The sequence below is a fragment of the Oerskovia sp. NPDC060287 genome (genome assembly GCF_042726775.1).
Taxonomy (GTDB): Bacteria; Actinomycetota; Actinomycetes; order Actinomycetales; family Cellulomonadaceae; genus Oerskovia; species Oerskovia merdavium.
Genome location: NZ_JBHXBO010000092.1, coordinates 1 through 15810 on the forward strand (window position 1 = coordinate 1; position 15810 = coordinate 15810).

10 protein-coding genes are annotated in these 15810 nt (G+C 71.1%); 3 read left to right on the forward strand and 7 right to left on the reverse strand.

Annotated features, from left to right (window positions below):
• Positions 1 to 111 precede the first annotated feature (111 nt).
• From ACFWFR_RS10090 to ACFWFR_RS10100, 3 genes are read right to left on the reverse strand one after another with little or no spacing between them, the layout of a single operon-like run.
• Complete coding sequence (locus ACFWFR_RS10090; RefSeq protein ID WP_377622776.1) at positions 112 to 1473, reverse strand: acetate/propionate family kinase; 1362 nt, start codon at positions 1471 to 1473, stop codon at positions 112 to 114.
• Complete coding sequence (gene pta, locus ACFWFR_RS10095) at positions 1470 to 3701, reverse strand: phosphate acetyltransferase (RefSeq protein ID WP_377622778.1); 2232 nt, start codon at positions 3699 to 3701, stop codon at positions 1470 to 1472. The genes ACFWFR_RS10090 and pta overlap by 4 nt, the downstream gene beginning before the upstream one ends.
• Positions 3698 to 6193 (reverse strand): phosphoketolase, encoded by a 2496-nt coding sequence (locus tag ACFWFR_RS10100; protein WP_377622780.1) that lies wholly within the window; start codon positions 6191 to 6193, stop codon positions 3698 to 3700. Before ACFWFR_RS10100 ends, pta begins: the two co-directional genes overlap by 4 nt.
• A 243-nt stretch (positions 6194 to 6436) precedes the next feature.
• On the opposite strand from ACFWFR_RS10100, the gene ACFWFR_RS10105 reads away from it, so the two are divergent.
• The gene (locus ACFWFR_RS10105) at positions 6437 to 7414 is read left to right on the forward strand and encodes an SURF1 family protein (RefSeq protein ID WP_377622782.1); all 978 of its coding nucleotides are present in this window, start codon (positions 6437 to 6439) and stop codon (positions 7412 to 7414) included.
• Here ACFWFR_RS10105 and ACFWFR_RS10110 read toward each other — a convergent pair.
• The 4 genes from ACFWFR_RS10110 to ACFWFR_RS10125 form a co-directional block, all read right to left on the reverse strand.
• Complete coding sequence (locus ACFWFR_RS10110) at positions 7395 to 8099, reverse strand: YceI family protein (protein ID WP_377622784.1); 705 nt, start codon at positions 8097 to 8099, stop codon at positions 7395 to 7397. The genes ACFWFR_RS10105 and ACFWFR_RS10110 overlap by 20 nt on opposite strands.
• A gap of 254 nt (positions 8100 to 8353) precedes the next feature.
• A complete protein-coding gene (locus ACFWFR_RS10115) occupies positions 8354 to 9991 on the reverse strand; it encodes an NAD(P)-binding protein (RefSeq protein ID WP_377622786.1) in 1638 nt (545 codons plus the stop codon).
• Positions 9992 to 10121: 130 nt separating this feature from the next.
• Positions 10122 to 11855: an ABC transporter ATP-binding protein gene (locus ACFWFR_RS10120; RefSeq protein WP_377622788.1), complete on the reverse strand. Its 1734-nt coding sequence runs from the start codon at positions 11853 to 11855 to the stop codon at positions 10122 to 10124.
• The gene (locus ACFWFR_RS10125) at positions 11852 to 13714 is read right to left on the reverse strand and encodes an ABC transporter ATP-binding protein (RefSeq protein WP_377622790.1); all 1863 of its coding nucleotides are present in this window, start codon (positions 13712 to 13714) and stop codon (positions 11852 to 11854) included. The genes ACFWFR_RS10120 and ACFWFR_RS10125 overlap by 4 nt, the downstream gene beginning before the upstream one ends.
• A 58-nt stretch (positions 13715 to 13772) precedes the next feature.
• On the opposite strand from ACFWFR_RS10125, the gene ACFWFR_RS10130 reads away from it, so the two are divergent.
• Positions 13773 to 14210, forward strand: a complete 438-nt coding sequence (locus tag ACFWFR_RS10130; RefSeq protein WP_377616100.1) for a DUF3817 domain-containing protein — start codon at positions 13773 to 13775, stop codon at positions 14208 to 14210.
• Positions 14207 to 15607 carry a molybdopterin-synthase adenylyltransferase MoeB gene (moeB, locus tag ACFWFR_RS10135; protein WP_377622792.1) on the forward strand — a complete coding sequence of 467 codons (1401 nt, stop codon included), beginning with the start codon at positions 14207 to 14209 and terminating at the stop codon, positions 15605 to 15607. Before ACFWFR_RS10130 ends, moeB begins: the two co-directional genes overlap by 4 nt.
• Positions 15608 to 15810 lie beyond the last annotated feature (203 nt).

The window sequence follows — 15810 nt, forward strand, 5'->3', positions numbered from 1 at the left end:
GACCCTAGAGGGTCGAGGCGTGGCTCGGGTCGTGCGCCGGCAGTGCCGTGCCGGTGCACTGTCGTCGCCGGGCGGTGCTCCCTGCCCGACGGCGTCAGCGGGGTGGTGAGGTCAGCTCTCCTCGGCGAGGGTCGGCTCGGGCGCGTGGTCCTCGGCCGGGACCTCGGGGTCCACCGCCTCGGAGGCTAGCGCAGCCGGGGGGAACGTGACAGGGTGACCCGCCTTCTCGGTCTCCTCGACGACCTCGACACTCAGCCGGGCGATCGCGAGCTCCTCCATGGTCGGGACGACCATGACGAGCGTGCTCGTCCAGTCGGGCGAGATGACGCGCGGCTCCTTGCTGCGGACCGCGTTGCGCTCGGGGTCCACGGCGATACCCAGACCCGCGAGACCCTCGACGACCTGGGCGCGCACGATGTCGTCGTTCTCGCCCACGCCGGCCGTGAAGGCGATCACGTCGATGCGCCCCAGCACGGCCATGTAGGCGCCGATGTACTTGCGCAGGCGGTGGATGTAGACGTCCAGGGCCAGCCTCGCGTCCTCGTCGCCCGACGCGATGAGCTCGTGCAGGGCGCGGAAGTCGTTCTCCCCCGCGAGGCCCTTGATGCCCGAGCGCTTGTTGAACAGGTCGTCGAGCTCGTCGATCGACATGTTCGCGTTGCGGGCCAGGTGGAAGATGACCGCGGGGTCGATGTCGCCCGTCCGGGTCCCCATGACCAGGCCCTCGAGCGGCGTCAGGCCCATCGAGGTGTCGACCGCGATCCCGCCGCGCACGGCCGAGGCCGACGCGCCGTTGCCGAGGTGCAGCACGATGATGTTGAGGTCCTGCAGCCGGCGGCCCAGGACGCGCGCGACCTTGCCCGACACGTAGTGGTGGCTCGTGCCGTGGAAGCCGTACCGGCGCACGCCGTACTTCTCCGCGGTCTCCTTCTCGAGCGCGTACGTCGAGGCGGCCCTGGGCAGCGACGAGAAGAACGCGGTGTCGAACACCGCGACGTGCGGGACGTCGGGCAGGAGCCGGCGTGCGACCGAGATGCCCGTGACGTTGGCGGGGTTGTGCAGCGGCGCGAGGGGGGCCAGGTCGAGGATCTGGCGCTCCACGTCGTCGTCGACCAGGACCGGCCGCGAGAACGTCGCGCCACCGTGCACCACGCGGTGACCCACGGCGTACACGTTGGCGTCCGCGAGCCGGGGGCCCACCTCGTCGAAGAGCGAGAGCGCGATGCGCAACGCCTCGCCGTGGTCGGCGACGCGCTCCTCGCGCGTCGTCGTGTTCCCCGCGAAGCGGTGCTTGATGACCCCGCTCGACTCACCGATGCGCTCGATCGTCCCGGCGGCGATGGCCTCGCCGCCCACCGGGTTGACCAGCTGGTACTTGAGCGAGGACGAGCCCGAGTTCATCACGAGCACCGAGCCGTGCGCGCCGTACGCCGAGTACGGGTTGGTGCGCTCGTGCTCCGGGAGGACGGTCATGCGGAAGCTCCGTTCGTGCTGGACAGGGCGGTCGACCCTGCCTGTGCCTGGATGGCCGTGATGGCCACGGTGTTGACGATGTCCTGGACCAGGGCACCGCGCGAGAGGTCGTTCACGGGCTTGTTGAGGCCCTGCAGGACCGGTCCCACGGCCACCGCGCCGGCCGAGCGCTGCACGGCCTTGTAGGTGTTGTTGCCCGTGTTGAGGTCCGGGAAGATGAAGACGGTCGCCTTGCCGGCCACGTCGGAGCCCGGCATCTTGGAGGCCGCCACCGAGGCGTCCACCGCGGCGTCGTACTGGATGGGGCCCTCGACGAACAGGTCGGGGCGACGGCTGCGGACCAGCTCGGTCGCGGCGCGCACCTTGTCTACGTCGACGCCCGAGCCCGACTCGCCCGTCGAGTAGGAGAGCATCGCGACGCGCTGGTCGATCCCGAACTGCAGCGCCGTGGCCGCGGACGAGATGGCGATGTCCGCGAGCTGCGTGTCGGTCGGGTCCGGGTTGACGGCGCAGTCGCCGTAGACCAGGACACGGTCCTCGAGGCACATGAGGAACACCGACGAGACGACCGAGACGCCCGGGACGGTCTTGATGATCTCGAACGACGGCTTGATGGTGTGCGCCGTGGTGTGCCGGGCGCCCGAGACCATGCCGTCGGCCAGGCCCAGGTGGACCATCATGGTGCCGAAGTAGGACACGTCCGGCACGATCTCGCGCGCGCGCTCGACCGTCATGCCCTTGTGGGCGCGCAACCGGGTGTACTCCTCGGCGAACCGCTCGACGAGCTCGGGGTCGTGCGGGTCGATCACGGTCGCCGCGTCGATGTCCAGGCCCAGCTCGGTCGCGCGCGCCCGGATCGACTGCTCGTCGCCCAGGATCGTGAGGTCCGCGACCTGACGGCCCAGGAGCGTCGAGGCCGCGCGCAGGATGCGGTCGTCCTCGCCCTCGGGGAGCACGATGTTCTTGCGGTCCGCGCGCGCCCGCGACAGGAGCTCGTACTCGAACATGAGCGGCGTGACGACCTCCGGGCGCGGGACGTCGAGCCCCGCGAGGAGCGCCGCGCCGTCGACGTTCTGCTCGAACAGCGCGAGCGCGGTGTCGACCTTGCGCTGGGACTCCTTGGAGACCCGGCCCCGCGCGCGTGACGCGGCGCTCGCCGAGCGGAACGTCCCGAGGTCCGTGCGGATGATGGGCAGGCTCGGGTCGAGGGCCTCGACGAGGCGCCCGGTCGAGTCGGGCGGGTAGAACCCGCCGTTGAGGATGATGCCCGCGAGCGACGGGAAGTTGCGCGCCTGCTGGGCGGCGAGCAGCCCGATGAGGATGTCGCTGCGGTCGCCGGGCGTGATGACCACGGCGCCGTCGACCAGCTTGTCGAGCAGGTGCTCGAGCGACATGGCACCCACGAGCACGTCGAGGACCTCGCGGCCGAGCAGCTCGGGGTCGCCCAGGGCGAGCTCGCCGCCCACGGCCTCCATGAGTGCGGCCACCGTGGGCGCGTTGAGGAACGGGTCCTCGGGGATGGCCCAGCCGGGCAGCGTGCCCGACGGCGCCGCACCCCTGCCCGTGTCGTCGGACGACAGCGCCGACAGCTGGGCGCGCACGTCCTCGATGCTGGCCGGGAGGCAGCGGTTGGCGATGACCGCGATGGGCTGCGCGTGGTTCGAACGGAGCTCGGACACGCTGACCTCGATGAGGTTCGCGATGGCCTCGGGGGAGCGCTCGCGGCCCGAGACGACCAGGAGCACCGGGGCCCCCAGGTTGGCGGCGATCCGCGCGTTGAACGCGAGCTCGGTCGGTCCTGCGACGTCGGTGTAGTCGGTCCCGACGACGACCACGAAGTCGCACTGCTTGGCGACCTCGTGGTACCGCGAGACGATCTGCGCGAGCGCGGCCTCGGGGTCGGCGTGGACGTCGTCGTACGTGACGCCCATGGCCTCCTCGTAGGTGAGGTCGACGCCGTCGTGCGCGAGCAGGAGCTCGAGCACGTAGTCGCGGTCCTGCTCGCGTGCGCCGGCCTCTGCCGGGGCGGACCCGGCCGGGGTGCCGGCCGCCTCGACGGGGGCCACGGCCCCCGTGACGGCGCTGGGCGAGGTCCTGGTCACGGGGCGGAAGACCCCGACCCGCTGGACCCTGCGGGTCAGCAGGTCGAGGACTCCCAGGGCGATCGTCGACTTCCCCGTCTCACCCTCGGGTGAGGCGAGGTAGATGGATCGGGCGGTGCTGGTCACTCGTTGTCGCCTCCGGTAGCGGCGGCCGCGTCGTACGCCGGCCCGCCTTCTGCAGTTGCGGTGTCGCCCGCGTCGGGCCACACCCAGTCACGGACCGAGGGGATGTCCTCGCCGTGCTCTCTCGTGTACTGACGAGCCTCCAGACGGGCGTCCACCATCTTCTGGCGCAGCCCGGCCGCCTTCGACCGCAGCGAGGGCACGCGGTCGATCACGTCGATCACCAGGTGGAACCGGTCGAGGTCGTTGAGCATGACCATGTCGAACGGCGTGGTGGTGGTGCCCTCCTCCTTGTAGCCGCGCACGTGGATGTTCTCGTGCCCGTTGCGGCGGTACGTCAGGCGGTGGATGAGCCACGGGTAGCCGTGGTACGCGAACACGACCGGCTTGTCCGTGGTGAACAGCGTGTCGAAGTCGCGGTCGGAGAGCCCGTGCGGGTGCTCCTTCTCGTCCTGCAGGCGCATGAGGTCCACGACGTTGACCACGCGGACCTTGAGCTCGGGCAGGTGCTGGCGCAGCAGGTCGGCCGCGGCCAGGGTCTCGAGCGTCGGGACGTCCCCGGCGCAGCCGAGCACCACGTCCGGGTCCTCGCCCGGGACCTCGGTACCGGCCCACTCCCAGATGCCCAGGCCGCGCGTGCAGTGGGCGATCGCCTGGTCCATGGTCAGGAAGTTCGGCGCGGGCTGCTTGCCCGCGACGACGACGTTCACGTACTGGCGCGAGCGCAGGCAGTGGTCGTAGGTCGAGAGCAGCGTGTTGGCGTCCGGCGGCAGGTAGACGCGGACGATCTCCGCCTTCTTGTTCACCACGTGGTCGATGAAGCCGGGGTCCTGGTGGCTGAAGCCGTTGTGGTCCTGGCGCCACACGTGGCTCGAGAGCAGGTAGTTGAGGCTCGCGATGGGCCGGCGCCACGGGATGTCGTTGGTGACCTTGAGCCACTTGGCGTGCTGGTTGAACATCGAGTCGATGATGTGGATGAAGGCCTCGTAGCACGAGAAGAGCCCGTGGCGCCCCGTGAGGAGGTACCCCTCGAGCCAGCCCTGGCACTGGTGCTCGGAGAGCATCTCCATGACGCGACCCGCACGTGCGAGGTGCTCGTCGACGTCGGGCCCGAAGAACTCCGCGTTCCACTGCTTGTCCGTGACCTCGTAGACCGCCTGCAGGCGGTTCGACGCGGTCTCGTCCGGGCCGAAGATCCGGAAGTTGTCCGGGTTGAGCCGCACGACGTCGGTCAGCCACTGGCCCAGGACCCTGGTCGCCTCCGAGAGGCCCCCGCCGGGGGCGGTGACCTCGACCGCGTAGTCGCGGAAGTCGGGCAGGCGCAGGTCCTTGAGGAGCAGGCCACCGTTGGTGTGCGGGTTGTCGCTCATGCGCAGCGTGCCGCGCGGGGCGAGCCGCGCGATGTCCGCGTCGAGGCGGCCCTTGTCGTCGAACAGCTCGTGGACGCGGTAGGAGTCGAGCCAGTCCTTGAGGTCCTGGAGGTGCTCGGGGGTGTCGCGCGCGCTCGCGAGCGGCACCTGGTGCGAGCGCCAGGAGTCCTCGGTCTTCTTGCCGTCGATCGTCTTGGGGCCCGTCCACCCCTTGGGGGTGCGGAACACGATCATCGGCCAGAACGGGCGCTCGTCGTTGCCTGCCGCGGCGTCGGCCTTGATCTGCGCGATGTGGTTGAGCACCTCGTCGAGCAGGGTCGCGAACCGGCGGTGCACCTCGTAGTGGTCCTCGCCGTCGAACCCGCCCGAGAAGAAGTAGGGCGTGTGCCCGTAGCCGACCATGAGGTCGTGCAGCTCGTCGTCGCTGATGCGGCCGAGGATCGTCGGGTTCGCGATCTTGTACCCGTTGAGGTGCAGGATCGGCAGCACCACACCGTCGTTGACCGGGTTGACGAACTTGTTCGAGTGCCAGCTCGTGGCCAGGGGGCCGGTCTCGGCCTCGCCGTCGCCCACGACGGCCGCGACCAGGAGGTCCGGGTTGTCGAACGCGGCGCCGTACGCGTGCGAGAGCGCGTAGCCGAGCTCGCCGCCCTCGTGGATCGAGCCGGGAGTCTCCGGTGCGACGTGCGAGGGGATGCCGCCGGGGAACGAGAACTGCCGGAACAGGCGACGAAGCCCCTCGGTGTCCTGCGTGATGTCGGAGTAGACCTCGGAGTAGGTGCCCTCGAGGTAGGAGTTCGCGACGAGGCCGGGGCCACCGTGGCCGGGACCCGTGACGTAGATCGTGGACTGCTCGCGCTCGACGATCGCACGGTTGAGGTGCGCGTAGAGGAAGTTGAGGCCGGGCGTGGTGCCCCAGTGGCCCAGGAGACGGGGCTTCACGTCGTCCCGGTCGAGGGGCTCGCGCAGCAAGGGGTTCGCGAGCAGGTAGATCTGACCCACCGAGAGGTAGTTGGCCGCCCTCCACCAGCCGTCGACGCGGGCGAGGGTCTCCTCCGAGAGAGGGGCGACCTCACCGGATCGCCAAGGTGTTCCTTCTGTCGGACGCGAGGTGGTCGTAGTCATCGCACGCTCCAGCTGTACCGGGGGATGGTGGCCCCTTCATACAACCGCATCGGCCGGGGTGACGCATGGTTTCGGTGGTCCCGCGGAGTGTGAGGTGCGCCCGAAACGGCAGAAAAGGACGAAGGTCCCCGACCGGTCGGTCAGGAAGTCCCGATCGGGTCGCCGGAACCACGGACAGTGGTGTGGGTCACGTCTCCCCGCACGGATTCTCCGGGGCAACTCGCGCCCGGTTACCGTGGGGGCGTGTCCGACCAGGCCTCCCCTCGCCCAGGCTTCTGGGCCGTCGCCCGCAGCCCCCGCATGATCGGCTTCCTGCTGCTCTTCCTCCTCGCGGCGGGCGTGTGCGGCCGCCTCGGGGTGTGGCAGCTCGACCGCGCCTACGAGCGTGCCGAGCTCGCCGAGCAGCACGCCCTCGCGGAGGCCGAGGCCGAGGCGGAGGCCAAGGGACCCGACGGGCTCGGCGAGGTCCTGCCCCCGCAGTCGACCTTCCCGGGCGAGCTCGTGGGGCACAAGGTCTGGGTCGAGGGCGAGTACGAGCCCGAGGGCCAGCTCCTGGTCGCCGGCCGTGCGCTCGACGGCGAGACGGGCTTCCTCGTCCTGACGCCCCTGCGCGTGTCCGACGACGGGACGGGCGGCGAGTCGTGGGCCGACCTGTCCGGCCCGCCCGTCGTCCCGGTCGTCCGCGGCTGGGTCCCGACGGCGGACGCTGAGGACGAGGTGGCCCTCGCCGTGCCCTCCGGCCAGGTGCGGGTCACCGCCTACCTCCAGGCCTCCGAGGCCGACGGGACCGGGGGCCTGCCCGAGGGGCAGACCGACTCGATCTCGTCCGCGGCGCTCGCGAACGCCTGGGGCAACCCCATCTACGGCGGCTACCTCGTCATGATCGACTCCGACCCCGCCCAGCTCGCCGCGGACGAGGGCGGTCCGCGCGTGCTGCCCCGGCCCACGATCGAGGGCGGCACGGGCGTCAACATCCAGAACGCGTTCTATGCGCTCCAGTGGTGGATCTTCGGAGCCTTCGCGGTCCTGCTGTGGGTCCGCCTGGTGCGTGACGAGGCGGCCGGCGGGCGCAAGCGCGGCGACGGCGTCTCGAGCGGGATCGCCGGGCTCCCCGACCTGCCGGTCGCGCCTCGGGAGGCGGCGGGCGAGGCAGCCGGCGAGGCCACAGGCGAGGCAGCCGGCGGGGCGTCGGACGGCCCGGTCAGGAACCAGCGGGCGTGAGCTCGAGCAGCAGCTCCACGGTCCCGGCATCCTCGACCGTGACGAACCCGAGGTTCGGCGCGCTCACGTCGTAGTCGGAGAACGTCACGGGGATGGATCCGCTGACCTGCGCGCCGTCGCCCACGGTCTGGGCGTCGAGGGTCACGACGACCTCGTGCGAGACGCCCTTGATCGTGAGCGTCCCTGTCGCCTCGACGGTCGCGGTGCCGCCGGCGAGTCCCGACAGGTCCACGGGCGACGACAGGACGAACGTCGCGGTCGGGTGCGCCGAGGTGTCGAGGATCCCGAGGAACTGCCGGTCGCGGCCCGAGTCGTCGGTCGCGATCGTGGTCATGTCGACCTCGACGCTGGCCGCGGTGAGCACGCCGCCCTCGACCGTCACCTCGCCGCGCACGTCGCTCGTGCGACCGACGACGGTCACGTCCTGTCCCGAGAGGACCTCGTCGACCCGGTACCCGGCCTGCGACCCGGTGTCGACCGCGTAGACCCCGTCGGCGACGGGGCCGGTGGCCGTGCTGCCGGCGTCGTCGGCGGAGTCCGACGACCCGCTCGGAGCGGGCGACGTGAGGGCGAGAGGTGCTGCCTCGGTCCCGGCCTGCGAGCGGGCGTAGACCCAGGTCCCGCCCAGGAGCAGCGCGCCGCACAGCAGCACGATCCCGATGGTCAGTGCGACGGTCTTCTTCATGCGGCCCAGCTCCCTAGTTGAACGGTCAACTAAGCCTTGCCGGGTTTCCTGGGGATTGCCTGGGAGCGGGGTGTCGGGGGCGCTGTGAACCTGGTTGCCGTGCCGAGGGGTTGGCGACTTCTCCTGCTGCCAGGCGCGCCAGAGCCGCACGCAGCTTCCCCTGGAGCGGCACGTTCCTCGCGCTCACCGATCCCGGCGTTGCCTTTGTCCAGAGCGTGCAGCGGCCGGGTGTCACCCTCCGTCGCGCCGTGCAGTCAGCGGCGGATGCTGACCACGCTCGTGTTCAGCTTGATGTTCATGTTGCGCTTCTTGACCATCTGATCCCAGACGTCTTCCCAGCCCTTCTGCCAGGCCGTGACGCCGCTCGACTCGCCAAGAGGTTGCGCCATGTCCGGCATGACCCACACGAGGCCGTAGTACGCGGGGATCTTGTCGAGATCGCCATAACCCTGCACCTGATAGGCGTACATCAGATAACCCTTCAACGCGCCCATCTTGTTGTCGTCAAGATATTGCGCGAAACTCTTCGAAAAGACGCCGTACGGGTCGCCGACCGGCTTCGAGACCGGCATGACGCCGTCGACGGTGCCGAAGATCTCCCAGCGCAGGGCGACGTAGATCGCGGCGGCGGCCAGCAGCTCGGCGTAGGCGAGGTCCTGCTCCACCTTGCTGCACGGCCAACCGAAACCGAGATACTGGCACGCGACCATGAGTCCGTAGTCGCCGAAAGCCATGACCGTCTCGTTCGGCGGCGTGCCGACGACTATGCCTCGTTCGGTCCCGTGCGCGACGGCCACGCGCTTGTTGCCGACGGTGAACTCGGAGAGCGCTTGCACCATCTCGTCGTACGCCGGCGACAGGTAGCACGTGCCGAGCTCGGCGATCGAGGTGACGCCTTGGTCCGGCACCTGCAAAGAATGCGTCTTGCCGGCGAACCTGTTTGTCTTCTCCAGCAGGGTGATGTTGGTGAAGCCCGAGTCGATGAAGCGCTGCGCGAAGAGCAACCCGCTCACTCCCGCACCGATGACGACGATGGCGCTGTCCTTGGCTGCCGACAGCAGCGCGGGCTTCGCGTCGAGCAGGATGTTCAGATACGACCAGCAGTGCAGGACGGACTCGAAGCACGTCGACGCGTGGACGTACACCGTGTCGTTCGCGCCCTGCATGTCGAGCCATCGCCACGGAGCCCCGGCTTCGAGCGCGCCGGAGAAGAACTGGTTGAAGTAGGGCGTCTGCAACGGGTTCACGGCCTGGTGGATCTCGCCGTTCTGATTTTCTTCGACCTGCGCGATCTCGTACTGGCCGGGCCGGAACGGCCACCACGAAGGAGGGTCGTCCAAGAATGCCTTTCGCTGTGCGGCGAGGGTGCCGGGATCCGACTCGCCGTTGATCCCTACCATCTGGTATATCGTGACGACGTTGGTCGCGGCGCGGTTCGCGGCGGGAAGGCCCCACTGTTTTGCCGTCTCGTTGCGATACCCCTGCACGAGGCCGGTCTGGGACTCGACGATGTCGGGAGCGAGGATGACGACCCGATCTTGCGCCCTGCGCGGAGAGACTCGCAGACAGGTCGTGTAGAAGGTGAAGTTGCGGAGCGAATTCAGCAGCGCTCGCTCTTCGCGCGTATAGTCCATGACCGGCTCGAGCTCGCGCGGATCGCAGGCGATCACGAGAAGCGCCGGATTGACGACGACGTGGTTTCCACCGGTTCGATAAACCAGTTCCATTGATTCCACCTCCGCGGTCACGCTATCACCGGGCCGGTTCCATGGCGCGAGCAGCGCTCGCCAGGTCATGGCGGCGACGACCGGACGATTGATATCCCGCAGTGTCCTGCGATATTTGCGGCGACCCCTGTGCTCAGGTCGCTGATCCTGAATCGTTGTCGCCACGTCCGGCGTGCCGGGCTGCCGCGCAGAAGGTGCAGAGGGGCGTGACCGGGATCCGGTCACGCCCCGAGAGGTGCGCGCACGCGTCGTGAGCTGCCCTCGCGGTGGGAGGTGGCTCAGCGCGCAGGTGCGGCTATTCCTGCTGCCAGGACTTCCAGAGCCGGGCGTAGTCGCCGCCAGCGGCGACGAGCTCGTCGTGCGGGCCGATCTCGGTGATGCGGCCCCCGTCGACGACCGCGACCCGGTCGGCGTCGTGCGCGGTGTGCAGACGGTGCGCGATCGCGACGACCGTGCGCCCCTCGAGCACCGCGTTGAGCGAGCGCTCGAGGTGCCGGGCTGCTCGCGGGTCCAGCAGCGAGGTGGCCTCGTCGAGGATCAGCGTGTGCGGGTCCAGCAGGACGAGCCGCGCGAGCGCCACCTGCTGCGCCTGCGCGGGGGTCAGCACGTGCCCTCCCGAGCCGACCCCGGTCGCGAGCCCCTCCGGCAGGGACTCGACCCAGCCGCGGGCGTCGACCGCGGCCAGTGCGGCGAGCAGCTGCTCGTCGTCGGCCGTCTCGTCGGCCAGGCGGAGGTTGTCCGCGAGCGAGCCCACGAACACGTGGTGCTCCTGGGTGACCAGGGCGACGTGGCGGCGCAGGTCGTCGAGCGGCAGGTCGACCAGGTCGACACCGCCCACCTGGACCGACCCGCCCGTGGGCGGGTGGATGCCCGCGAGCATGCGTCCCAGGGTCGACTTGCCCGCGCCCGAGGGGCCGACCACGGCGAGGCGTTCGCCGACCCGCAGGTCCAGGTCGATCCCGTGCAGCACGTTGTGCCCCGCGCGGTAGGCGTACTCGACCTCGCGGGCCACGACGTGCTCGTCGGTGGGGACCTCGTCCCCGGCCTCGCGGTCGCTGTCGACGAGCTTGACGCCGACGATGCGGGCGAGCGAGGTCGCGGCGACCTGGATCTCGTCGAGCCAGAAGATGAGCTCCCAGACGGGCCCCGCGAGCTGGAACGCGTACATCGCGATGGTCGTCACGGCGCCGAGCGTCGCGTGCCCCGTGGAGATCATGTAGCCGCCCCAGACGATGACCGCGACGGGCGCGAGGACGAACGTGAAGTCGACCGCGGGGAAGAGCACGGTCCGCAGGTTCAGCGTGTACCTCTCGGCCGCGAAGGCCTCGCGCAGGTCCGCCTGGACCCGGGCCCGGCGGCGTGCGCCGAGCCGCAGGGCGTCGACCGTCCGCGCACCCTCGACCGACTCGGTGATGGTGCCGTTGAGCGCCGCGTAGGCCGCGGACTCGCGCTGGTAGCCCGGAGAGGCCCGGCGCAGGTACCAGCGCGAGACGACGACCATGAGCGGCACGCCCACGAACAGCGCGACCGCGACGAGCGGCGACGTGAGCAGGCTCGCGACGACCGTGAGCAGGATCGTCACGACCGCGACGATCAGGCGCGGCACGCCGAACCGCACGGCGTGCTGGATGCGGTTGACGTCGTTCGTGGTGCGCGCGACGAGGTCGCCCGTGCCCGCGCGCTCGACGGTCGACAGCGGCAGCGTCGTGACGGTCTCGAGGAAGTCCTCGCGGAGCTCGGCGAACACGGCCTCGCCGAAGATCATCGAGGCCTTCTGCGCGTAGCGGATGAGCACGGCCTGGACGATCACCGCGACCACGCCGATCGCGATGACCTGGTTCACGTATCCGGCCGTGGTGCCCTGGGTCACGGCGTCGACGAGCCGGCCCAGGATCCACGGTCCCGCGAGCCCGGCGACCGCGGCGACGGTGTGCAGGACCGCGAGACCGATCAGCGTCCCACGGTGCTCGCGGACCAGGTAGGCGGTGTGCTTGCGGACGGTGGGGCCGTCGGCGATGGGCAGCTTCATGACACGCCCTTCGAGGCGTCGGAGAGCTCGGGGGAGCTCGAGGTCAGGTGGTCGGTCCCGTGCGCGCCCTCGACGTCCTCGCCGGGCGGCGTGGCGGCGGGCTCGTCCATCGAGCGCCCGACGACGGCACGGTAGCGAGCGGCCTGCTCGCCCTGGTGCGCGCCGCGGGGCCGGTGCAGGAGCTCGCGGTGCGTCCCGTGGGTCACGACGCGGCCGTCCTCGACGAACAGGACGTCGTCCACGTGGTCGAGGACGAGCGGGCTCGCGGTCACGACGAGCGTGGTGCGTCCGCGCCGGACCTCGGCGAGGCGCTCGGCGATGCGGGCCTCGGTGTGGGCGTCGACCGCGCTCGTGGGCTCGATCAGGATCAGGATCTCCGGGTCGGTGAGGATCGCGCGCGCCAGCGCCACGCGCTGTCGCTGGCCGCCGGACAGGGACCGGCCCTTCTCCGGGAGGTCGCCCGCGAGGCCGTCCGGGACCGAGTCCAGGACGTCGTGCGCGTCGGCGATCATGATGGCGCGCATCAGCTCGACCTCGAGGTTCCCGCCGCGCACGTCGAGCTCCTCGCCGAGCACGCCCGAGAACAGGTGCGGCGTGGCCTCGGCGACGACGATGCGCTCGCGCACCACGTCCTTGTCGAGGTCCGCGAGCCGGACCCCGCCCAGGTGCACGGGCGTGCCCGCCTCCGCGACGTCGTCGAACCGGCCCATGCGCGTGGCGATGCGTGCCGACTCGTCCGGGTCCACGCTCACGAGCGCGACGACCCGGCCGGGTGCGAGCTCGACGCCGCTCGCGTCGTCGACCAGCACCGAACCTGCGGGCGGCGCCGAGGAGGTGCCGGGCGTCGCGCCCGTCGCCGGGACGACCGAGAGGACCTTGATGAGCTTCTTCGCGGCGACGTGCGCACGCGTCGTGGCCTGGAGCGTCTGCGTCGCGATCTGCAGGGGCCACGACAGGAACGCCGCGTAGCCGTAGAACGCCACGAGCTGCCCCGGGCTGATCTCCCCGCGCACCGCGGCGTGCGCGCCCAGGTAGAGGACCAGGGCCACGAAGAGCCCCGGCAGCAGGACCTGGAGCGCGTCGAGGTAGGACTGCGTCGTCGCGACGCGCACCCCCGTACGGCGCACGTCCTGCGACTGGGTCCGGTAGCGGTCCGTGAAGACCTTCTCGCCGCCGATGCCACGCAGGATGCGCAGGCCCGAGACGGTGTCCGCGCCGAGCGTCGTGAGCCGGCCCGAGGCCTCGCGCTGGGCGGCCTGGCGCTGCTGGAGCGGCTTGACGAGGAACGCGAGGATGCCCGCGACGACGGGCAGGCCGAGGACCACGACGAGCCCCAGCTGGAACGAGGTGCTCAGCATGATGCCCGCGACGACCGCGTACGCCATGAGCGAGCCCGCGAACCGCGCCGCGATCGCGTAGACCTCGCCCACGCGCAGCGCGTCGGACGCGACGGCCGAGACGACCTCTCCCGTGGGGAGCTCGTCGGTGATGGTGTGCCCCGAACGGGCCACGGTGTCCCCGACGAGCTGCGAGGTGGTGAAGGCCGCACGCAGCCAGTTCTCGATGTCGAACCGGTGCCCGACCGCAGCGGCGGCCACCTGGACGACGCCGATCCCGAGCATGACCGCGGCCCAGCCCAGCAGGACCGCGCCGAAGCCCTCGGTCAGTCCTTCGTCGAGCGCTCGGCCGAGCACGTAGGGCATGACGGCCTGGCACCCGAACGTGACCATCCCGAGCAGGACGGCGACCGTGAGGATGCCCCACTGGCGGCGGGCGAGCCACCAGAGGAGGGCGCCAGGGCCGGTGAGCGGAGGGGTGCCCGGGTCGGGGAGGGGGAGGGGTCGCACGGTCACTAACATTAGGTGTGGCCACCGACACCGAGCCACGGATTTTCGCACAGCGTAAGGAAACCTTCCCATGACCACGCCCGACCCCGCCGGCACGCAGCAGACCTCCGACGCCGTGGCGCAGGCCCCCGCGCAGGAGGTCGTCGACCGTGCGGTCCGCAAGGCCCGCGGCGCGCTCGCCCGCTACCGCGTGATGGCCCTCATCACCGGTGTGATGCTCCTGATCCTGTGCGTCGAGATGATCGTCAAGTACGGCGTGGGCGCGTTCGTCGACGTCGACGGCGTGATGCGCTTCGTCGGCTGGATCCCGTTCGCGCACGGGTGGGTCTACGTGGTCTACCTCGTCACGGTCCTCGACCTGTGGTCCAAGATGCGCTGGAGCTGGGGCCGACTGACCAGCATGGTGTTCGCCGGTGTCGTGCCGGTCATGTCCTTCATCCTGGAGAAGAAGGTCCACCGCGAGGCCGAGGCCAAGCTCGACGCCCTCGTGGAGCAGTACGCACGATGACCTCGCTGCCGCCGCTGGTCGCGCCCTCGACCGAGCCGCTCGGCCCTGAGGAGCTCGCCCGGTACTCGCGGCACCTCGCGCTGCCGGGCATCGGGATCGAGGGCCAGCAACGGCTGCGCGCCGCGCGCGTCCTGGTCGTGGGCGCGGGCGGGCTGGGCAGCCCCGCGCTGCTCTACCTCGCGGCGGCAGGCGTCGGCACGCTCGGGATCGTCGACGACGACCGCGTCGAGGTCTCCAACCTCCAGCGCCAGGTGATCCACGGCGGCTCGGACGTGGGACGGCCCAAGGTCGCCTCGGCTCGGGACGCGATCGCCGAGGTCAACCCGCACGTGACCGTCCGCCTGCACGAGCAGCGACTCGACGCGGACAACGTCCTGGACGTCCTGGCCGGCTACGACCTGGTCCTCGACGGGACCGACAACTTCGCGACCCGCTACCTCGTGGGGGACGCCGCGGAGATCGCGGGCATCCCGTGCGTGTGGGGCTCGATCTTCCGGTTCCAGGGCCAGGTGAGCGTCTTCTGGGCGACACCCCCCGGTGGCGAGGGTGTGGTCTACCGCGACGTGTTCCCCGAGCCACCGCCGCCCGGCACGGTCCCCGACTGCGCGACGGGCGGAGTCCTCGGTGCCATGTGCGGGACGATCGGCTCGGTCATGGCGACCGAGGCGGTCAAGCTCGTCACGGGTGCCGGACGCACGCTCCTGGGACGCCTCGCGGTCTACGACTCGCTCGAGCTCACGTGGCGCCACCTCACGGTCCGCGCCGACCCGCAGCGCGTGCCCGTCACCGGGCTGCTGGCCGGGGACCACGCCTACGAGGCGTTCTGCGGGCTGGGCCCGTCCGCCACCCCCGCGACCGCGGCGGGCGTCACGGGCGGCCCGCCGGTCGCCGGCGACCTCTTCTCCGGCCCGACGGCGGAGGGTCGCCTCGTCGTCGACCTCGCCAGGGCGCCGGGGGAGCCGACCACCGCTGGGAACGCGCCCCCGCTCGACGCGGCCGACGCCCTCGGTGCGTCGGTCCCTGGAGGGGGAGCGGCGTCGTCGGGCCGCGTGGGGGCTGAGTCCCCGACGAGCCTGACGGCCCGCGAGCTCGCCGCGCGCCTCGCCGACCCCACCGACGACCTGCTGCTGCTCGACGTGCGCGAGGACTGGGAGACGCAGATCGTGGGGATCGACGGCGCCCGCGTGGTGCCGAGCGGGATCTACGCGGGACCGGGCGCCGGGGCGGCGCTCGCGGACCTGCCGCTGGACCGGACCGTCGCGGTGCTGTGCAAGGTCGGAGGCCGCTCCGACCGCGTCGCGAGCCTCGCGCGGGCCGCGGGCGTCGACGCGCGCAACGTCGAGGGCGGGATCCTGGCGTGGGTGCGGGACGTCGAGCCGGGGCGCCCGACGTACTGATCCTCTGCCGAGGTAGAGGCCTGCCGTCGCGGGTGTGGGGCCCCGCCCCCCAACACGACCAGAAAAAAAAACCCCGCCGCCCCGGGCACACCCCCCCGGGGGGGGTGCCCCCCCCCCCCACCCCCCCCCCCGCCCCCCCCCCCCAGACACACCCCCCCCCCGCAAAGGGCCCCCCCAACAAAAACTAACCCGGGGGGTGTAAA

Excerpts from the sequence above, each read along its gene's own strand:
- ACFWFR_RS10090 (WP_377622776.1), bottom strand. The coding sequence starts at position 1,473 with ATGACCGTCCTCCCGGAGCACGAGCGCACCAACCCGTACTCGGCGTAC.
- ACFWFR_RS10100 (WP_377622780.1), bottom strand. The coding sequence starts at position 6,193 with ATGACTACGACCACCTCGCGTCCGACAGAAGGAACACCTTGGCGATCC.
- ACFWFR_RS10110 (WP_377622784.1), bottom strand. The coding sequence starts at position 8,099 with ATGAAGAAGACCGTCGCACTGACCATCGGGATCGTGCTGCTGTGCGGC.
- ACFWFR_RS10120 (WP_377622788.1), bottom strand. The coding sequence starts at position 11,855 with ATGAAGCTGCCCATCGCCGACGGCCCCACCGTCCGCAAGCACACCGCC.
- ACFWFR_RS10125 (WP_377622790.1), bottom strand. The coding sequence starts at position 13,714 with ATGTTAGTGACCGTGCGACCCCTCCCCCTCCCCGACCCGGGCACCCCT.
- ACFWFR_RS10130 (WP_377616100.1), top strand. The coding sequence starts at position 13,773 with ATGACCACGCCCGACCCCGCCGGCACGCAGCAGACCTCCGACGCCGTG.
- moeB (WP_377622792.1), top strand. The coding sequence starts at position 14,207 with ATGACCTCGCTGCCGCCGCTGGTCGCGCCCTCGACCGAGCCGCTCGGC.